We start from the raw sequence: 17,957 nt of genomic DNA, 5'->3' as shown, positions 1-17,957 counted from the left end.
CTTCATCTTCATCAGTATAAAGAAGCCGGGAGAGGCGATCATCTGAGATTCTTAGTTCTTTCCTTTTTGCCCAAAGTAAGATGTCCAGCATCGCAACCAACCTGTAATTTATGATTTTTTTAATAGTTCCATAGCCGAAACGAACGATACCGGTTTCATTAACTTCCACTCCTTTTACCGATCTCCATTGTGGCAGGGCCGCTTTTATCGATTCGGCTATTTCATCGTCAGTACCACTACCAAGATCGATTTCAAGCAACACCGTTTTCTCACATAAGGGGGACAAGAGTTGTGACACATAAGCTTCGTGATGAGGCGCATTAACACAATATTCATCGTTTCCTTCCTCCCAGGTGAAAAGATTCACACTAAGAGCCATCACACTAAGTTCAGCAAGCCTGGTGATATCCGTGATAAAAATGTGTGGAGGACTGTAGAGAGTATCGTTAACTGTTGGATAATCGAGATGCTTCCCTTTGAAAAGATGGGGGTTCCCACTGAAAATTTCAGTCATGTACACCCATAGCCCTTTCTTTTCTTCGTCAGTAGGCCCAGGCTTGTACAGAAGTGCTCTTGCCCAAAGTTCGTGATACAAGGCATTTAAACTGATGTCTTCGAGCTTGCGATAGTTATCTATGTCAAGCCAAGCTTTGATTTCTTTAGTATGCTCTGGTGACCAGTTTTTCAAAATTCAAATCTCCTGCCTTCTTAAAGATTTAAGTCATACGAATAGAGTTCAGTTAGTTTGAAAAAACTACCGTATTCACTAATCGATGAAAAGCACTTCCTGCTTGCAAGTTAACCTAGCCAGAAGGAAGTTGAACTGAGAAATTTGTTATCTTTTGATGCAACTTGCCAGGGTCTACGTCCTGTCAGGAAAGGAGAGGCAGGGACATGGACCGACTACGCCCTGCCTCTTACTTTACTCTGGGCGTATCTTGTCGTTGTTCTCGACCTGTTCGCCAGAAAAACCGGAGGGGTGGGCAATGAAATTCAATTCTCACCTGACAACAAACTTACCATCAGAGCACTGGAAATGGTTTGGGAGCGCCAGGGGTCAACAACGGGTAAAAAGTGATCCGAATACCGCCACCACCGACGGTCTAATGTTGATCCACCTTGTTTACTCAGGATTAGCTTCAGCGATAACCCCGGCTTTCCGTTTTTGCTTCAGTCGATAGCCTTCTCCTTTTATTTGTACGACGTGTGTGATGTAAAATCCGGTTCAACATTGCCGATGTAATGGTAGCATCTCCCGCGAAGGTTTGGTCCTATAGTCCGGACGGCAGGTTACAGGCGTAAATTTACTGCAGGTGTTTCTGATGTATCCACGGGTGGTTTGTGGAAATTTTTATTCCGCACATCATGAACACCTTTCCCCAGCTGTTGCATTTCACAGATTTTCTGATATCTAATGACTTAAACATTTTTTCATGGGGGTGTTTATGGAATTAGTCATATCCTTATTACAAAAGGGATTATTAGAAAAGGCATTAGACCTTGCCATTTCTGAATCATTCTTCAATGCAAGATCACCTGATGATATAAAGAAAGCTTTAAAAATAGGCTATGACATTAATGCTGTTAACAGTAACGGCAACAATGCCATTTTTGCCTGCAGAACCCTGGAAGCCATGGATTGCCTGCTCAGTTATGGAATTAATATACACCATATCAACGGACATGGGCAAAATGCGCTCTTTCATCAAAAAAATCCAGAAATACTGAAGAAACTGATTGAACTGGGTTTAGACACCTCGCATACGGATACTAATGGCTACACATGCATTTTTGAACATTACAGGAATGCTGAAGGATTGACAGAATTAATTAATGCTGGTTGTGATATAAATCACATCGATAAAAAAGGAATGAATATTCTCTTCATGCCCCTTTCCCCGGAAGTTTTATCCGTAGCAATAGATGCTGGATGCAATGTCAATCAAATTGATCATTCAGGGAAAGGATTTATTGAAAATGTATATGATTATGAATTACATGATATCATTCTCTCGCATATTGATAAATTTGACAGAAGAACGCTGCATGTAGATTTTTGTGATCTCGACTCAGCCTTTTTCTTGTATTACCTTTCTGAACATGGATTCAAAATAGAACTTAATAAAGACCATTTCACCATTAACAGTTACATTGGTGATTATAAAGAAATCTTATCCATACTTGATTTCATCAGTGAAATTCATGATATTCACTTCTATAAATATAAAGGCGGCCCTCTCTATAAAGATATCAACAAGCGAATTGTAAAGTGGATGATAAGAAATAATCTCTTGGTTGATTTATCAAAAATAAATAAACACAAGGATTATGAAGAAATTAATTCATACAAAATCCGTCGAGAACAGAAAGAAATCTCCAGGCATTTAAAACCTGCTAAAAGTATATCTGCAACAGTCAAAAACGGCGGAAGATTGTGAGAGCTTATATGTGTGATTCATTCTCATTGTTTCAATATACTGCCTCAACATGAACAAAGAAATTCAGCATCAACTATATTGGGAATTACTCTATGAATCGTATGGTGCTAAGGGTCTGACGCCTCTGCCTGGTGATGTGGAAGCTGCAGGCAATTTTAAAATATCTGCTCGTTGTTTAGTGAACTTGTCAATCATTACCCAAGTGATATTGATTATCAGCACTCGTGCTGGATCACGGCACTTCTGGAAATAAAACTTAATGAGGTAAATGATTGTCAGATGTATTCGAGAACTGCCCATCGCTGATAGCCAGTATCAATGTCAAATCAGGTTCTGATCTCCTAATCGTGCTCTCGCGATCAGTTTTCATAGAAACAGTATCCTTTATGCTCGGAAAGGCATATACCCCTAAAGCAGCTCAGGTTTATCTGGCTGAGGCTATGACGCGAAACCATTAGGGAATCTAAAAAAAGTAAAGACTGTGTGATTTGTGAGCTTGATTGAATGCACTGAGAGCTCACGCCGCTGGCGATATTGCTTAAACACAACCGGCAAATAGATCGATAGTCCCCACGGAGGAACGAGGGCATATGCCAGCTTACGTTGTTCGGGAACTTCTGCTTAGTGCCAGGAGCGGACATTTTGTCTCTCGATTCAGGCGGCCAAATTCAGTAAACCACTTCATACTCACTGATCAGCCGCGATGTGTGCGCTGTGTTGCCGTTATTGCAATCACATCCTAAGAAGATTTCTGAGAAACGCAATTAACTTCAATGATATTATATACAAAGGAAACGCTGGGAAACCGGGGTAAAGTTTGGGTGTCACAAAGCCCCGAACCGTTTCGCGGTGCATCACATAGCAATCACCTATCCCTGAGGTAACTATATGGACTTTACGGAATATCAAGAAGAAATAATCGAAGATGTTAAATCTTGCCTTGAAAACTTACAAGTCCAACCCATTTTATTCATGGGTGCAGGTATTTCACAACGATATATAAAAGCGCCTGACTGGGAAGGTCTATTAAAGCAACTAGCGCAAATATGCCCCTTGATCAAACGCCCTTATGGTTACTACAGCCAAACAAAGGGTGATAACAAACCTTTGATTGCTAGCGATTTTTGTGACTTCTATGCTGAATGGGCTTGGGATGATGGCAAGGATCGCTATCCAGAGACATACTTTGAAGGAACGACTCCAAAAGATATTTATATTAAGCATGAAATTGCATCCATTCTGAATGAATTATCAAACTCCGTTGATTTCTCGAACATGGAATATACAGAGGAAGTTCAGAAATTAAGGAAAGTAAAACCTCATGCAATAATCACAACAAATTATGACGACACATTAGAAAAAATATTTGACAATTATCAGGCAATAGTTGGTCATAACGTTGTTAAAGTGAATTATTCATCTTATGGCGAAATCATGAAAATTCATGGTAGCAGTCATGAAGTTGAAAGTATTGTTATTACAAATGAAGATTATGTTGATTTCTATAAACGTAAGAAATATATCAGTGCTAAGTTGCTAACATATTTTGCTGAACACCCCTTGTTTTTCTTTGGGTACAGTATCAATGATGAAAACATAAAGGCAATTCTCTCTGATATAGATGAAATCATCGCTCCCAATAATGCATTGATTCCAAATATTTATCTTGTCTCCTTCAGTAAGGACTGCGAGGCCACTGGTTCTCATCAAAAGGAATTGCTAATCGGTGTTGGTGAGAATAAAAGCGTTCGAATCAAGGTGATATACGCAAATAATTTTGGTTGGATTTTTGATGCGTTATCATCTAATACACCGGAAATTAGCGTTAATCCAAAACTTGTGCGTGCATTTCTAGCCAGAACGTACACATTCGCATCAGAATCCCTTGTTAAACAAGAACTTCCATACGATTTTGAGATGTTCCGCAATATTGCAGAGCATGATGATGCATTAGCAAAAATGTATGGTATCGCTGAACTCAATAATGGGCAGGCACTAAATGCTAGTTTCCCATATACAATGTCTGATCTGGCAAGGATTCTCGACATGGGATCGTGGCACTATGTTAATCAAGAATTCGAAAAATTAAGAAAACTAACCGACTTCAACATTAAAGCATCAGACAACAATTATCATGTTTTCATTAAATCTGGGAAAAGTGGTGTCGGAAAATACTCATCTGAGGCACTTGACTTATTGCGAAAATTAATAAACGGGGAACAGTTTGAGTTAAACCCATAATTAAAGATGATGCACACAATGACGTTATATTAAAGAGGCCGCTGCGAGAGACTTTTTTGCAGCAGCCTTTTCAACATATGGGCATTTCTAACGAACCAGTGATTAGACATTTTCACTGAATCTTGACATGTCTGCCTGAGTTAAATAGTTTTTTACAGTTGTTTTACGTCCGATCCTCGCTCATAGCAGACATGAATACTCTGCTAATTGGCCACTCCGGGCCTGAACGGACGAGGTACACCATCGACTCAAGCGGACAAGTTTATGGGCCACTACAGTATTTGAGATAGAGCAGTTTTTATTGACCCTCTCAGTAATCAGACGCTAAATATCCAGCCACACTTACATTTAGTTTGCCATAGAGCGTGTTATTTTGAAGTCGCTAGGCATGTTGGAACCATGCGAGGTTCTGTGGTTCTACTTTATGGTTCCTTTTTGGAACCCATAACGAAATTAATTTAAACAAAAATATTAAATATCAATACACTATAATTAAAAGCACAGGGACGCCAGCCCACCAAAATCCTTTATTGATGGTCACCAGAGCCTGATATGAAGTCCTGAAAGCCCGCACGGCGTAAGCCCTGCGGGCTTTTTTGTATCTACACTTCCCCTCTCAGGCATAACCGCCCCCCCACAACTTCCACCGCCTTATTGCAAATTCACGCTATTAACCACTTAATTTATATCAGAATTGACGTGACAGACCTCACATTCCACTGCTCTCTCGCTGTAATAAATTGACACAAATCAAAGATGCATTTTGTTTATACCTTCATTGCTGGACGCATCATCCCTCGCCATGTAAATCTTATTGATATTCATTCTTATTATCATTCAATAATTATCCATAGGGTTAACGATGCAGCACACCATTACCCGAGGGTCGTTGGTACTCTCCGCCATGCCGTTGTTTGTCGTAGGTGCCGTTTCAGCCGCCACGGCTGACACTGCGCAGAATAATGCGAACAAAGAAGAGACGCTTGTCGTCACGGCGAATCGTTCGGCAAGCAGCCTTTGGGAGAGTCCGGCAACCATCCAGGTTATCGACAGGCAGACGCTAAAAAACTCCACCAACAGTTCTATCGCCGATGATTTACAGGACATTCCCGGAGTTGAGATTACCGATAACGCCCTTGCTGGTCGCAAACAGATCCGCATCCGCGGTGAGGCATCTTCTCGCGTCTTGATCCTGATTGATGGACAAGAGGTGACCTATCAGCGCGCGGGGCAAAACTATGGCGGCGGCCTGCTGATTGACGAATCGTCACTCGAGCGAATCGAAGTGGTGAAAGGCCCCTACTCGGTGCTGTACGGTTCACAGGCCATTGGCGGTGTCGTCAACTTTATCACCAAAAAAGGCGGTGATAAGCCGCTCGGCGGCACGGTAAAAGCGGTCTACAACTCAGCTAACATGGGTTGGGAAGAGTCAGCTGCGGCATGGGGCAGCATCGGCCAGTTCGATTACCGTATTAATGGCAGCTATTCCGATCAAGGCGATCGCGATACCCCGGACGGCCGTCTGCCCAATACGCACAACCGTAATAACAGTCAGGGCCTCTGGTTAGGTTATAACCTCGGTAAGCACCATTTTGGCCTGTCGCTCGACAGATACCGCCTAGCAACACAGACCTATTTTGATGATCCGGACGGTGAGTACGATGCCTTTAGCGTCAAGATCCCTAAACTGGAGCGCGAAAAAATCGGGCTGTTCTACGACATGGACGTGGACGGCGACTATCTGAAGAAAATTCACCTCGATGCCTACGAGCAGACAATCGACCGTACCTTCGAGAACGAGGTGGCGACCACTCAGGTTGTTCCGGTTCCCCTGGCCAAAGCCCTAACTATCCGCAACCAGACGTCCACCAAAGATAAGCAGTACACGCAGGGGGTGACATTACAAAGTAATTTCTCCCTTCCGGCGAATAATGACCTGGTGGTCGGTGCGCAATATCAGCGCGATCGGGTATCCCAAACTTCGAACGGCTACACGGACCAAAAGGCCATCACCGGCAATGCGATGTTTGCCAAAGAAACCCGCACCACCTCGTATAACGAGTCTGAGCAAAGCAATACCTCCCTGTTCGCCCAGAACGACTGGCGTTTTGCCGATAGCTGGACGTGGACGCTAGGGGCACGCCAATACTGGTTATCGTCAAAACTCACCCGCGGCGATGCACAGTCGACCGTCAATGGCGTTAGCAGTGACACCTCTTTGGCTGAGCAATCCGCGCATGACAATGAATTCGTCACCGCCACCAGCCTGCGCTACTCCGGCTTCGATAATATTGAGCTACGCGCGGCGTTTGCTCAGGGCTACGTCTTCCCAACGCTCAGCCAACTGTTTATGCAAACCACCGCCGGCGGTGGCGTCACTTACGGCAATCCGGATCTGAAAGCCGAACGCTCTAACAACTACGAGTTGGGAGCCCGCTACAACGGCAATCTGTGGATGGTGGATGGCGCGGTTTACTATTCAGAGGCGAAAGATTATATCGCCAACGTCTCCTGCTCGGGCCAGGCCCTGTGTAACGGTAATACCGCCACCTCTCGCGGCAGTTATTACTACTACGACAACATCGACCGGGCCAAAACCTGGGGGATGGAGCTCAGCGCGGAATACAACGGTTGGGCAGTGTCCCCGTACGTTAGCGGCAACCTGATTCGCCGCCAGTACGAAGGGCCGACGTTGAAAACCACCAATACCGGCGAACCAACCGTTAACGGCCGGGTCGGGCTGAAGCACACGCTGATGCTTAACGCCGCCAACGTCACCTCCGACGTCTATATCCGCGCGGCCTCTAGCGCCAAAGACGATACCGGCACCAAAGAAACCCGTACACCGGGCTGGGCAACGCTGAACCTGGCGGTCAACACCGAATTTGGTGCCAACGACCAGTATCAGGTCAACCTGGCCCTGAACAACCTGACCGACAAACGCTATCGCACGGCGCATGAATCCATTCCTGCGGCGGGGATTAATGCCGCCGTTGGCTTTGCCTGGAACTTCTAATAATGAAAAAGATTGCCATAGGACTCTTGGCGTTGGCCTGCGCATTCAGCACGCAGGCAGCGGAACGCATCGTGGTGGCCGGTGGTTCTCTCACCGAACTGATTTACGCCATCGGCGCGGGTAACCGGGTCGTCGGGGTTGATGAAACCACCTCATACCCACCGCAAACCCAAGCATTGCCGCATATCGGCTACTGGAAGCAGCTCAGCAGCGAGGGCATTTTATCGCTGCGTCCGGACAGTTTTATCACCTGGCAGGACGCCGGCCCACAGTTGGTTTTCGATCAGCTTCGCGCCCAGAAGGTCAATGTCGTGACTCTGCCGCGCGTGCCAGCAACCGTTGAGCAGATGTATGCCAACATTCACGCATTGGCCAAAAACCTCAACGCCGAGCCGCAAGGCGATGCGCTGGTTAATACGCTGCGCCAGCGTCTGGACGCTGTTGCCCAGAGCAGCGCCAGTAAACCAGCCCCAATCAAAGCGATGTTTATCTTAAGCGCCGGCGGCAGCGCGCCGCAGGTGGCCGGAAAAGGCAGCGTCGCCGATGCCATTATGACGCTGGCTGGGGCACAGAATGTTGCCCAGCACCCGCAGTATCGCAGCTACAGCGCGGAAGCCCTCATTGCCGCGGATCCAGAGGTGATCATCGTCACCTCGCAAATGGTCGATGGCGATATCAACCGCCTCAGCACGATAGCCGGGATCACCCGCACCGCCGCATGGAAAAACCAACGCATCGTCATGCTCGATCAAGCCCTGATCCTGGGAATGGGGCCACGCGTCGCCGATGCCGTTGAAACGCTGCACCGCCAGTTCTGGCCAAACTAAAGGATACCGATAGACCCGTTATGCACACTACGACAAACGAACTGGACTTAACCCCTCACTTTGCGCTGGAGGGCGGCCAGCCCTTCAAAGACCGCCGGGCCACCATGCCCTGGCGCGGCGCAATCCCCATCGCCAAAGATAAGCTGGCGCAAACCTGGCTGAATGTCCTAAGCCAGGCGACGCCTGCGCGTAAACGCCTGCTCTATTTGCACATTCCGTTTTGCGCCACCCACTGTACTTTCTGCGGTTTTTACCAGAACCGCTATGAGGAAGATAGCTGCACGCGCTATACCGACGCGCTGCTGCGCGAAATTGAAATGGAAGCCGACAGCGTACTGCACCAATCGGCGCCGATTCACGCGGTCTACTTCGGTGGCGGTACGCCATCAGCGCTCTCTGCCCGCGATCTGGCGCGCATTATTACCGCGCTGCGCGAACGCCTGCCGCTCGCGCCAGACTGTGAAATCACCATAGAAGGCCGGGTACTGAACTTCGACGACGCGCGTATTGATGCCTGTCTCGATGCCGGTGCCAATCGCTTCTCCATTGGTATTCAGTCGTTTAACAGCAAAATCCGCAAGAAGATGGCCCGCACCTCTGATGGCCCTACGGCGATTGCATTTATGGAAGGTCTGGTGCGTCGCGACAGGGCCGCAGTGGTCTGCGATCTGCTGTTTGGCCTGCCGGGACAGGATGCCAAACTGTGGGGCGAGGATCTGGCGATCGCCCGGGAGATCGGGCTAGACGGTGTGGATCTTTACGCCCTCAATCTGCTGCCCAACACGCCGCTGGGCAAAGCGGTGGAAAACGGCCGAACCACGGTGCCTCAGCCCGCTGAGCGTCGGGATCTCTATCTGCAAGGCTGCGATTTTATGGATCAGGCCGGCTGGCGCTGCATCAGCAACAGCCACTGGGCGCGCACCACTCGCGAACGTAACCTCTACAATTTACTGATTAAACAAGGCGCCGATTGTCTGGCGCTGGGTTCCGGCGCTGGCGGCTCAGTCAACGGCTATTCATGGATGGTGGAACGCAACCTTGAGAACTGGCATCAATCGATTGCCGCCGGACAAAAACCGCTAATGATGATGATGCGTACCGCCGATCGCGGCTTCCAGTGGCGCCACACCCTGCAGGCCGGCGTTGAAACCGCCCGCGTGCCGCTGGATGCGCTGACACCGCATGCGGCCAAACTCGCCCCGCTGCTGACGCAGTGGCACCACGCCGGATTAACGCAGGATGACTCAACCTGCCTGCGGTTGACCAACGAAGGCCGTTTCTGGGCCAGCAACATTTTACAGTCTCTTGATGAACTAATTCAGGAGCTTAACGCGCCGCGCATTGCGGTAGAAACCCCATAACAGGAGCTAATGATGAGCAACGTCTCTTTACAGGATTATTTGAAAACCGAGCCAGACGGCACCCTGGAAGCTATCGCGGGACAATACAACACCACGCTGCTGGAAGTTGTGAAACACCTGCCGTCACACACGCTGGTTGCCGGTGATAAATTTGATACCGTCTGGGACACGGTCTGCGAATGGGGAAAAGTCACCACGCTGGTGCATTCCGCCGACGTGATCCTGGAATTCACCGGCGAACTGCCGTCCGGGTTCCATCGCCATGGCTACTTTAACCTGCGTGGCAAAAAGGGCATGACGGGCCACATTAAAGCCGAAAACTGCACGCATATCGCGCTGGTCGAACGCAAGTTTATGGCGATGGACACCGCCTCGATTCTGTTCTTTAACGCTGCGGGCAATGCGATGTTTAAAATCTTCCTTGGCCGCGATGACCACCGTCAGTTGCTGGCAGAGCAGGTTGATGCCTTCCGCAAGCTGGCCGCCGTATTGAAAGGGGATGCCTGATGAACCCATGGCTGATTTTTGGCGCGGGTGGTAAAGGCGTGGGCGCGCTAACCGTTGAGCTAGCGCTGGCAGAAAAGCGCCCAGTGGTCGCCGTGGTGCGTAACCCTGAAGCCGCTGCACGCCTGAAAGCCAAAGGCATCAACGTGTTGATCGGCGATGCCTGCGATGCGGCATGCGTCGCGCAGGCCTGTCAGACGGCGGGCGCTGAAGCGACCGTCATTTCATCGATGGGCGGCGCACAGGATTATCTGGCACACCGGACGGTGATCGACGAGGCGGAAAAAGCCGGCCTCAAACGCATGATACTGGTGACCTCGCTGGGCTGCGGCGACAGTTGGCCATTTCTCTCCGCGCGGGCAAAGGCCGCATTTGGTCAGGCAGTCAGAGAGAAATCACTGGCGGAAAGCTGGCTGCAAACCAGTACTCTGGATTACGCCATTCTCCGTCCCGGCGGGTTGTTGAGCGGCGAGGCTACCGGTAAAGCCCGGCGCATTCAGCAACAGGAAGTGCACGGTTTCGTGCAGCGCGCCGACGTGGCGGCGCATATTCAGGCATTGGCCAGCGCCCCGGCGCTCAATCAACAGGTCTACAGCCTGGTTGAGCCTGAGCTTAAACCGGCCTGATCCCCACGCGGCGCTGGCTGACGGCGCCGCAATGATGTTTTATGGAGACTTGCGTGTTTAAGGATTCCCTCTCTTCGTTCAGCGTGTTTATCGGCCTGCTCCTGATACTGGCGACCCTCGTGCTGGTTGGTGCCAGTCAGGGCGCGCTCAAAATAACCTTTGCCTCTTTGCATGATGCCCAGTACCGCGATATCTGGCTTAACATTCGTCTACCGCGCGTACTGCTGGCGGTGCTGGTCGGCGGGGCGCTGGCAACGGCGGGCGTGATTATGCAGGGATTATTTCGTAACCCGATGGCCGACCCCGGCCTGCTCGGCGTAAGCAGCGGTTCAGCGCTCATGGTGGGCGTGGCGATAATCTTCCCTATCTCGCTCCCTGCGGTTTTCTTGCTGTACGAACAAATGATCTTCGCCGTCGCCGGCAGTCTGGTGGTATGCGCGGTGATATTCCTGATAAGCCTGCGTCACACCCACGGCGGTATGATGCAGCTGTTGCTGGCAGGCATTGCTATCAACGCCCTGTGCGGCGCGGCTATCGGCGTGCTGAGCTACGTCGGTGATGAGCAGCAGCTCCGCCAGTTAACCCTGTGGATGATGGGAAGCCTGGGGCAGGCACAGTGGCCGACGCTGCTGGTCGCCGCCTCATTTGCCGTTCCTGCCATCATCGTGACCGGCGGGCTAGCCAATACGCTAAACCTTTTGCAGCTCGGGGATGAAGAGGCGCACTACCTCGGCGTTAACGTGAAGCGTAAACGCCAACAGCTGCTGCTGTTGAGTTCCCTGCTGGTCGGTGCCGCGGTATCAGTCAGCGGCGTTATCGGTTTTATTGGCCTCGTGATTCCACATTTGATCCGCATGACCATCGGTGCCGATCATCGCTGGCTGCTCCCCTGCTCTACGCTCGCCGGTGCGAGTCTGCTGCTGGTAGCCGATACTCTGGCGCGCACGCTGGTGCAGCCGGCGGAAATGCCGGTCGGCCTGTTGACCAGCCTGATTGGCGGCCCCTATTTTTTATGGCTGATCCTGCGTACCCGGAGAGCATTATGATTGACGCCCACAACCTGACCTTCAGCATCAACGGGCGCCGCCTGACCAATAACGTATCTCTGACTCTGCCCGGCGGCGAAATCGTGGCGATCCTCGGTCCTAACGGTGCAGGAAAATCAACGCTGCTGCGCCAGTTGACCGGCTATCTTCAGCCGGATAGCGGCCACTGTTCGCTGTTCGGACGACCGTTAGGCGACTGGCCGACGGCGGAACTGGCAAAAACCCGCGCCGTCATGCGCCAGAATTGTCATATGGCATTTCCTTTCAGCGTCATGGAAGTTGTGCGCATGGGCCGCCATCCGCATCGCACTCGTAATCCGCGCGATGAAACAGAACACATTATGGCGCTGTGCGGCTGTAGCGAACTGGCTGCCCGCGACTATCGCCATCTCTCCGGCGGCGAACAACAGCGGGTACAGCTAGCACGTTTATTGGTTCAGCTTTGGGAACCAGAGCCGTCGCCGAAGTGGCTGTTTTTGGATGAGCCTACCTCGGCGCTGGATATTCACCACCAGCAGCATCTGTTCCGTTTGTTGCGTCAATTAGTGCAAGAGCGGCAGTTTAACGTCTGCTGCGTACTGCATGATTTGAACCTGGCCGCGCGCTACGCCGACCGCATCATCCTGCTCGAAAAAGGTCAAATTGTAGATAACGGAACGCCACAGGAGGTGCTGAAAGAGTCAGCATTAAGGAACCTCTATCGGGCCGAAATCAGCATCGCCCACGCGCCTGATAATTCACCGTTAATTATGTTGGATCGCTAGTTTCCGTGGGGTCGGATTACGCCCCCATTTGGAACACAATGATTCAATTACAGTTTATTCCTAAAGCCTCATCTATTTGTCTATGCCATCCTTGCTAACGCTCACTAACTGATGAGGAAGTATTATGAAAAAAACAACAATTGCACTGTCTGTTCTTCTGCTGGCTTCTCCTGTTTTCGCTGCGACCACACACGCCACTGACGAAACAGTTGCCGCTGCGCAAGAAAATGCGAATACGGCAAAAGAGAAACTGCATCAGGCACAACACCAGGGCGAAGAGCTGAAGCTGAAGTCTAAGCACGCCGCGGAAGGGAAAAGTGACAGCGTAGGCAGCCAGGTTAGCGAAGGCGCACAAAAAACCTGGAACAAAACCAAAGAAGGCACCGAGAAAGGGTGGAATGCCACCAAAGAAGGGACGCAGAAAGGCTGGGATAAGACCAAAGAAGGCACCCAGAAAGGTTGGGACAAAACCAAAGAGACCTCCCAAAAAGGGTGGGATGCCACGAAAAAAGGCGCTCAGGAAGGCTGGGATAAAACCAAAGAAGGTGCCAGCTCGCTTGAGAAGAAAATTAGCGAGTAATCCCCTGTTCTTAATAACAAAAAGCCGGATGGAAACATCCGGCTTTTTTTATGTTTTATTTCTGGCCAACTACGCCAGCGCATTTTCCTACCCCTTCGTTGTATATTGACATACATAACGAATAATCCCATCATATTCATCACACAAATAATAATAGCTGTTCCCCTCATGCGTAGATGGTAACCCGGTTACCACCAGTCTTTCTGCTAACAAATTGAATTTGAATATGTTTAACAATAAAAAACGACCGTTCGCCACGGGGTTGCTGGCTTTCTCGTGCCTGGCAATCAGTAAATCCGGCTACGCCGAAGACACAATGGTTGTCTCCGCAGCCCCAATCACCGATGGCACCGCGCAAGAAACGCCCGCAGCGGAAAAACAGGCCACGCTGGGCAGCCTTGGCAAACGCGCCTTGATTGATGTTCCGTGGTCAGTACAAACCTTCTCAGCCCCGCTCATCAGCCAGCAGCAATTAAAAAGCGTAAAAGACATTTATCGCTATATGCCTTCCGTTCAGGGTGATGGCGTCCGCCCGCAAACCCGCGGTATGCAGGGCAGCGTGGTGCAAAACCACATGATTGATGGCCTGAATGCTGTCTCCACGACCGAATATCCAGCCGAGCAATTCCAGAGCGTAGAAGTGTTAAGCGGTCTTGCGGGTTCACTGTATGGGCCGGCAAACCCAGCCGGAATGTTTAACCTGGTTTCCAAACGCCCGACCGATACGCCACTGCACCGCGTAACCGTCGGAGCCAGCACTGGTAACGGCACCCTGACCGCCATGGACTTTAGTGGCCCTATCGATGACGGCGACCGCGTAAAATACCGGCTCAACCTGCTGAATGACGAAGGCCACGGCTATACCAGCGGCAGCCATAAACGCCGACAGTTGGCCAGCCTGGGGCTGGATTTCCAGCTCACCGACAAAACGGTGCTGGAGAGTAATTTCAGCTACTATCACTATTACGAAAAAGGGATGCCGGGTTCCTTTGCGCTGGCGAAAGGCGTGCACTTCCCTTCCCCGCTGGATCCCACCAAATCCAAATACGGCCAAAGCTATGCTGGCAACGATGACGAAACCAGCACCGCCAGCCTGCACATCAAGCATGACTTTGACGGCAACTGGCTGCTCGACGTTGGGGTACTGCGCCAGATCGCCGATCGTGAATCCACTACCGTGACCAATACGCTGACCGATAATCGCGGGAACTACACCACCACCACCTCAAACTCCGCCGCCAGCCGCTTCACTATCAACAGCTATATGGCAAACCTCACCGGCAGCTTTGATACCGGCTGGCTGAGCCATGATATCAGCACCGGAGTTCGCGGTTTTGTCTGGAAGAACTACAACCCAGTCACCGGCGGCACCTTTACGCTAGGCAAATCCTCACTCGACCAGAATCCAGTTTACCCGCGTCCACCGTATCCTGATTTTGACAGTCGTTACCAATCCGCAACGACCACGCAGCACGCTTTCCTGCTGAGCGATACCCTGCACTTCAGCCCACAGTGGAGCCTGCTGCTATCCGGCAGTGAAAACCTGTTTACGGTCAGCAACTACAATAAAACCGGCAAGCAAACCAGTGATAAAAAAGACAACGGCGCCAGCGGCTCAGCCAGTTTAATGTATAAGCCCGTTGATAACGTTACGCTCTACACCACCTGGGCTGACAGCATGCAGCAAGGCGATACCGCCCCTGCTGGTGCAAGCAACTCCGGTGAAGTGCTCTCACCGTACCGCAGCCACCAAATTGAGTTCGGTGCGAAATACGCGCCAATCAACGACCTGATGCTCTCGGCCGCCGTATTCCAGGCCAAACGTCCGTTTGCTTATACCAACGATGACGGCATTTTCGCGGAAGACGGCACGCAGAAAAACCGCGGTCTGGAGCTAATGGCCGACGGTCACGTCACGCGCAACTTACGTCTGTTTGGTGGTGCTACCTGGCTTGATCCACGCCTGCACGACACCGCCAGCCAAACGGCTGACGGCAAACAGGTCGTTGGCTTGCCGCGCTTCACCGCAAGCATGTTGGCGATTTACAGCATAGAACAGCTGCCGGGTGTCGATGTGGATACCAATGTGCGCTACGTTGGTCGCCGCGCGACGGATAATGCCAACGATAGCTGGGTTGGCAGTTATACCACCGTCGATGTGGGCAGCAGCTATGCGACCCGCATGTTCAACACCCCTGTCACCTTCCGCCTGGACGTCACTAACCTGACTAACCGTCGCTATTGGACCAATGTGGTACCGGGCGCGCTGACGGGTTATACCGGTGCCGGCAATGCCAGCGCCCAGTTGGGCGCTCCACGTCAGGCTCAATTGTCTATGCAGATTGATTTTTAAGGAATTTGAAACATGAAACGTCGCCATGCGTGGTTGCTCTGCGCGTGGCTGGCTTTCCCCACACTGGCGGCTCGCCAGGTGGTGGATGACGCCGGCCACACCGTTACCGTTCCCGACCGCGTGCACGCCATTGCCGACGGCTGGTTCGCTCATCATTCGGTACTGATGACGCTGGGGGCGGGAAGTCAAATTGTTGCCACCGTCAATCATCCGGACAGCCAGCCGTGGATGTTCAAAATCGCCCCAACGCTGAATCAAGCGCTACAGGTACGCGGTAGCGCCTTCAATCCGGAGAGCCTGCTCGCCAAACGAGTAGACGTGGTGTTTACCTCAAAGGGCAATGATAAAGCGCAAGCCTACCGCCAGGCGGGTCTGCCAACGCTGGAAATGGCGTTTACCGATTACCCGTCGCTGATGAAATCCGTCACCACGACCGCCGAGGTGCTGGGTACAGCCGATGCGCAAGCGCGGGCAAAATCCTACAACCACTATTTGCAAACTGCGCTCGATAGCGTGCAGCGCAAAACACAGGGGCTGACTGTGGCACAACGCCCTACCGTTTTGCATATTCAATCGCTAAAACCGCTGAAAGTTGACGGTAGCCACACGTTGATTGATACCTGGATAAATCTCGCCGGCGGCCAAAATGCGGCGGTGGGTATTGCAGGTAATATGAAAGAGGTGTCGGCGGAACGGGTGCTGGCCTGGCAGCCGGATGTCATTATCCTGGGGGCCAACTGCGGCGCGCTTGCCGACTCTCCTTATGCGGAGCTGTTCTCGGGGCTGAAAGCGGTGAAAAACGGTAACGTCGTGCAGAACCCCGCAGGCGTCTTCCCGTGGGATCGTTACGGCACCGAAAGCGCGCTACAGATCCAGTGGGCTGCGCAGATACTGCACCCGGACCTGTTCCCTGGCGTGGATATGGCGAAAGTGACGCAGGATTTTTATCGCCAGTTCTTTGATTACTCGCTGAACGCTGACGAAGTGCAGCGTATTTTGCACGCTCAACCGCCGATCAAATAGTCTCTGCGCACACCGCGGGCCGGATAGCGGCATCGCCTTATCCGGCACCTAAACGTGTATTCTCAGTTATAGACCAACGTAAAGGTCGCCATGCTGTTGGCGATCCCTGCCCCTACCGAACTGTCCGTCTGGACATACTGCGCGGTGAAATTAATTCTTTCGGCGCTGGCAGCGTTGCTGGCGGTGACTTTTTTCAGTACGGGGAGATTAGTCGCTTCATTGATTTTTACCGCCGTCCCCGCCGCAGGTGCCGGCGCACTGTTGCTGCCGTAGCTAAGCTTAACGCCCACCCCGCTTGCAGCGCCGCTAGTCTTCGTCAACGCCAGGGTATCCGGGAATCCCGAGCCAACCTCCAGGCCAAAGAAACCAATACGCACATCCGTCGGCTGCGTACAGTAAACCGGAATGGCAAAGTTCTGCGCGCTGCCGCCGGTGGTGTTAACGCCTTTGAATTCTGATTTATTCACTGATCCCAGATTCACGTTGATGGTGGGGGTTGTCACCTGACAACTGCCGCTGGCGCCAATATCCACATTCAGCGCCGATAGCCCCAGGAAGGTTGGCTGCGTGGCCATCGTTCCGTTACCCGTCGCGGATGTCAGTTCCATAAACAGTTTCCCAACCTGCGGCTGCGCATCAACGTTGGTGTGATTTCCCCCGGAGAGCTGAATTTCACCGGTTTTATAGAACGTAACGTAGGCTTTGATAACGATCTCTTTTTGCGTCAGCAGCGTGGGCATATCCGCGCTGTCGCAGATCGTTGACGACTGATTTCCCGCCGGCGATGAGCTGCCGTCAATATAGTGCACCGCCCCACCGTTGCACTGGAATCCGAGCGAATAGCCCAGCCCATCCAGTTTGGTGGCGAAGATATGGATGCCGTTGATGGCAGTTGCCGCACCGTCAGTATCAACCTGCTGATAGACCACGCGCTTCCAGCCTGCGTCGGGAACCTGTAAATCACAGGTAAAACGGATGCCGCTACCGTTATCCGCCATCGAATGTGACATCTGCGAATTGACCGGCAGCGACGGCAGATACTGGATGTTTTGCGTATTGATCGTCATCTCACCCACGGTATTGCTGCAGCTCTCCGCCCAAACGCGCGGGCTGCACGCCGCCACCGCCAACAGAAAAAGAAAAGAACCAGCAAGCCGGAAACGCTTGAGCATACTTAC

14 protein-coding genes and 2 pseudogenes are annotated in these 17,957 nt (G+C 51.3%); 13 read left to right on the top strand and 3 right to left on the bottom strand.

The window, feature by feature from the left end; genetic code table 11:
• Nucleotides 1–688: DUF6387 family protein (locus KCR01S_RS18220; protein WP_061284494.1), on the bottom strand; the 688-nt coding region annotated here is incomplete at its 3' end.
• A gap of 240 nt (nt 689–928) precedes the next feature.
• Between KCR01S_RS18220 and KCR01S_RS25685 the strand changes: the two are divergent.
• Nucleotides 929–1,057 (top strand): annotated as a pseudogene (locus tag KCR01S_RS25685) (IS3 family transposase); the annotation flags it as partial.
• Between the two features lie 66 nt (nt 1,058–1,123).
• On the opposite strand, the pseudogene KCR01S_RS24390 reads toward KCR01S_RS25685, so the two are convergent.
• Nucleotides 1,124–1,271 (bottom strand): annotated as a pseudogene (locus KCR01S_RS24390) (ATP-binding protein); the annotation flags it as partial.
• Between the two features lie 174 nt (nt 1,272–1,445).
• Here KCR01S_RS24390 and KCR01S_RS18210 point away from each other — a divergent pair.
• The 12 genes from KCR01S_RS18210 to KCR01S_RS18155 all read left to right on the top strand — a co-directional run bounded on the left by KCR01S_RS18210 (nt 1,446) and on the right by KCR01S_RS18155 (nt 16,779).
• Complete coding sequence (locus KCR01S_RS18210) at nt 1,446–2,438, top strand: ankyrin repeat domain-containing protein (protein WP_000424355.1); 993 nt, start codon at nt 1,446–1,448, stop codon at nt 2,436–2,438.
• Between the two features lie 888 nt (nt 2,439–3,326).
• Nucleotides 3,327–4,679, top strand: a complete 1,353-nt coding sequence (locus KCR01S_RS18205; RefSeq protein WP_061284493.1) for an SIR2 family NAD-dependent protein deacylase — start codon at nt 3,327–3,329, stop codon at nt 4,677–4,679.
• Nucleotides 4,680–5,541: 862 nt separating this feature from the next.
• The gene (locus KCR01S_RS18200) at nt 5,542–7,695 is read left to right on the top strand and encodes a TonB-dependent receptor plug domain-containing protein (protein ID WP_061284492.1); all 2,154 of its coding nucleotides are present in this window, start codon (nt 5,542–5,544) and stop codon (nt 7,693–7,695) included.
• 2 nt (nt 7,696–7,697) lie between these two features.
• Entirely contained in the window at nt 7,698–8,522 is an 825-nt protein-coding gene (locus tag KCR01S_RS18195) for a heme/hemin ABC transporter substrate-binding protein (protein ID WP_061284491.1), read from the top strand.
• A gap of 20 nt (nt 8,523–8,542) precedes the next feature.
• On the top strand, nt 8,543–9,883 hold the full coding sequence (hutW, locus tag KCR01S_RS18190) for a heme anaerobic degradation radical SAM methyltransferase ChuW/HutW (protein ID WP_061284490.1): 1,341 nt from the start codon (nt 8,543–8,545) through the stop codon (nt 9,881–9,883).
• A gap of 12 nt (nt 9,884–9,895) precedes the next feature.
• On the top strand, nt 9,896–10,390 hold the full coding sequence (hutX, locus tag KCR01S_RS18185) for a heme utilization cystosolic carrier protein HutX (RefSeq protein WP_061284489.1): 495 nt from the start codon (nt 9,896–9,898) through the stop codon (nt 10,388–10,390).
• The gene (gene chuY / locus KCR01S_RS18180) at nt 10,390–11,013 is read left to right on the top strand and encodes an anaerobilin reductase (protein ID WP_061284488.1); all 624 of its coding nucleotides are present in this window, start codon (nt 10,390–10,392) and stop codon (nt 11,011–11,013) included. The genes hutX and chuY overlap by 1 nt, the downstream gene beginning before the upstream one ends.
• A 53-nt stretch (nt 11,014–11,066) precedes the next feature.
• Complete coding sequence (locus KCR01S_RS18175) at nt 11,067–12,059, top strand: FecCD family ABC transporter permease (protein ID WP_061284487.1); 993 nt, start codon at nt 11,067–11,069, stop codon at nt 12,057–12,059.
• Entirely contained in the window at nt 12,056–12,823 is a 768-nt protein-coding gene (locus KCR01S_RS18170; RefSeq protein ID WP_061284486.1) for a heme ABC transporter ATP-binding protein, read from the top strand. Before KCR01S_RS18175 ends, KCR01S_RS18170 begins: the two co-directional genes overlap by 4 nt.
• Before the next feature lie 124 nt (nt 12,824–12,947).
• Nucleotides 12,948–13,403: a hypothetical protein gene (locus KCR01S_RS18165; protein WP_052284506.1), complete on the top strand. Its 456-nt coding sequence runs from the start codon at nt 12,948–12,950 to the stop codon at nt 13,401–13,403.
• 226 nt (nt 13,404–13,629) lie between these two features.
• A complete protein-coding gene (locus KCR01S_RS18160) occupies nt 13,630–15,756 on the top strand; it encodes a TonB-dependent receptor (RefSeq protein WP_061284485.1) in 2,127 nt (708 codons plus the stop codon).
• Between the two features lie 12 nt (nt 15,757–15,768).
• Entirely contained in the window at nt 15,769–16,779 is a 1,011-nt protein-coding gene (locus tag KCR01S_RS18155; protein ID WP_061284484.1) for an ABC transporter substrate-binding protein, read from the top strand.
• Between the two features lie 62 nt (nt 16,780–16,841).
• Here the strand turns inward: KCR01S_RS18155 and KCR01S_RS18150 are convergent, their stop codons facing one another.
• Entirely contained in the window at nt 16,842–17,951 is a 1,110-nt protein-coding gene (locus tag KCR01S_RS18150) for a fimbrial protein (protein WP_061284483.1), read from the bottom strand.
• Nucleotides 17,952–17,957: the final 6 nt, after the last annotated feature.

Source organism: Kluyvera cryocrescens NBRC 102467 (assembly GCF_001571285.1).
GTDB lineage: Bacteria > Pseudomonadota > Gammaproteobacteria > Enterobacterales > Enterobacteriaceae > Kluyvera > Kluyvera cryocrescens.
This window is presented reverse-complemented; position numbering and strand designations above follow the sequence as displayed.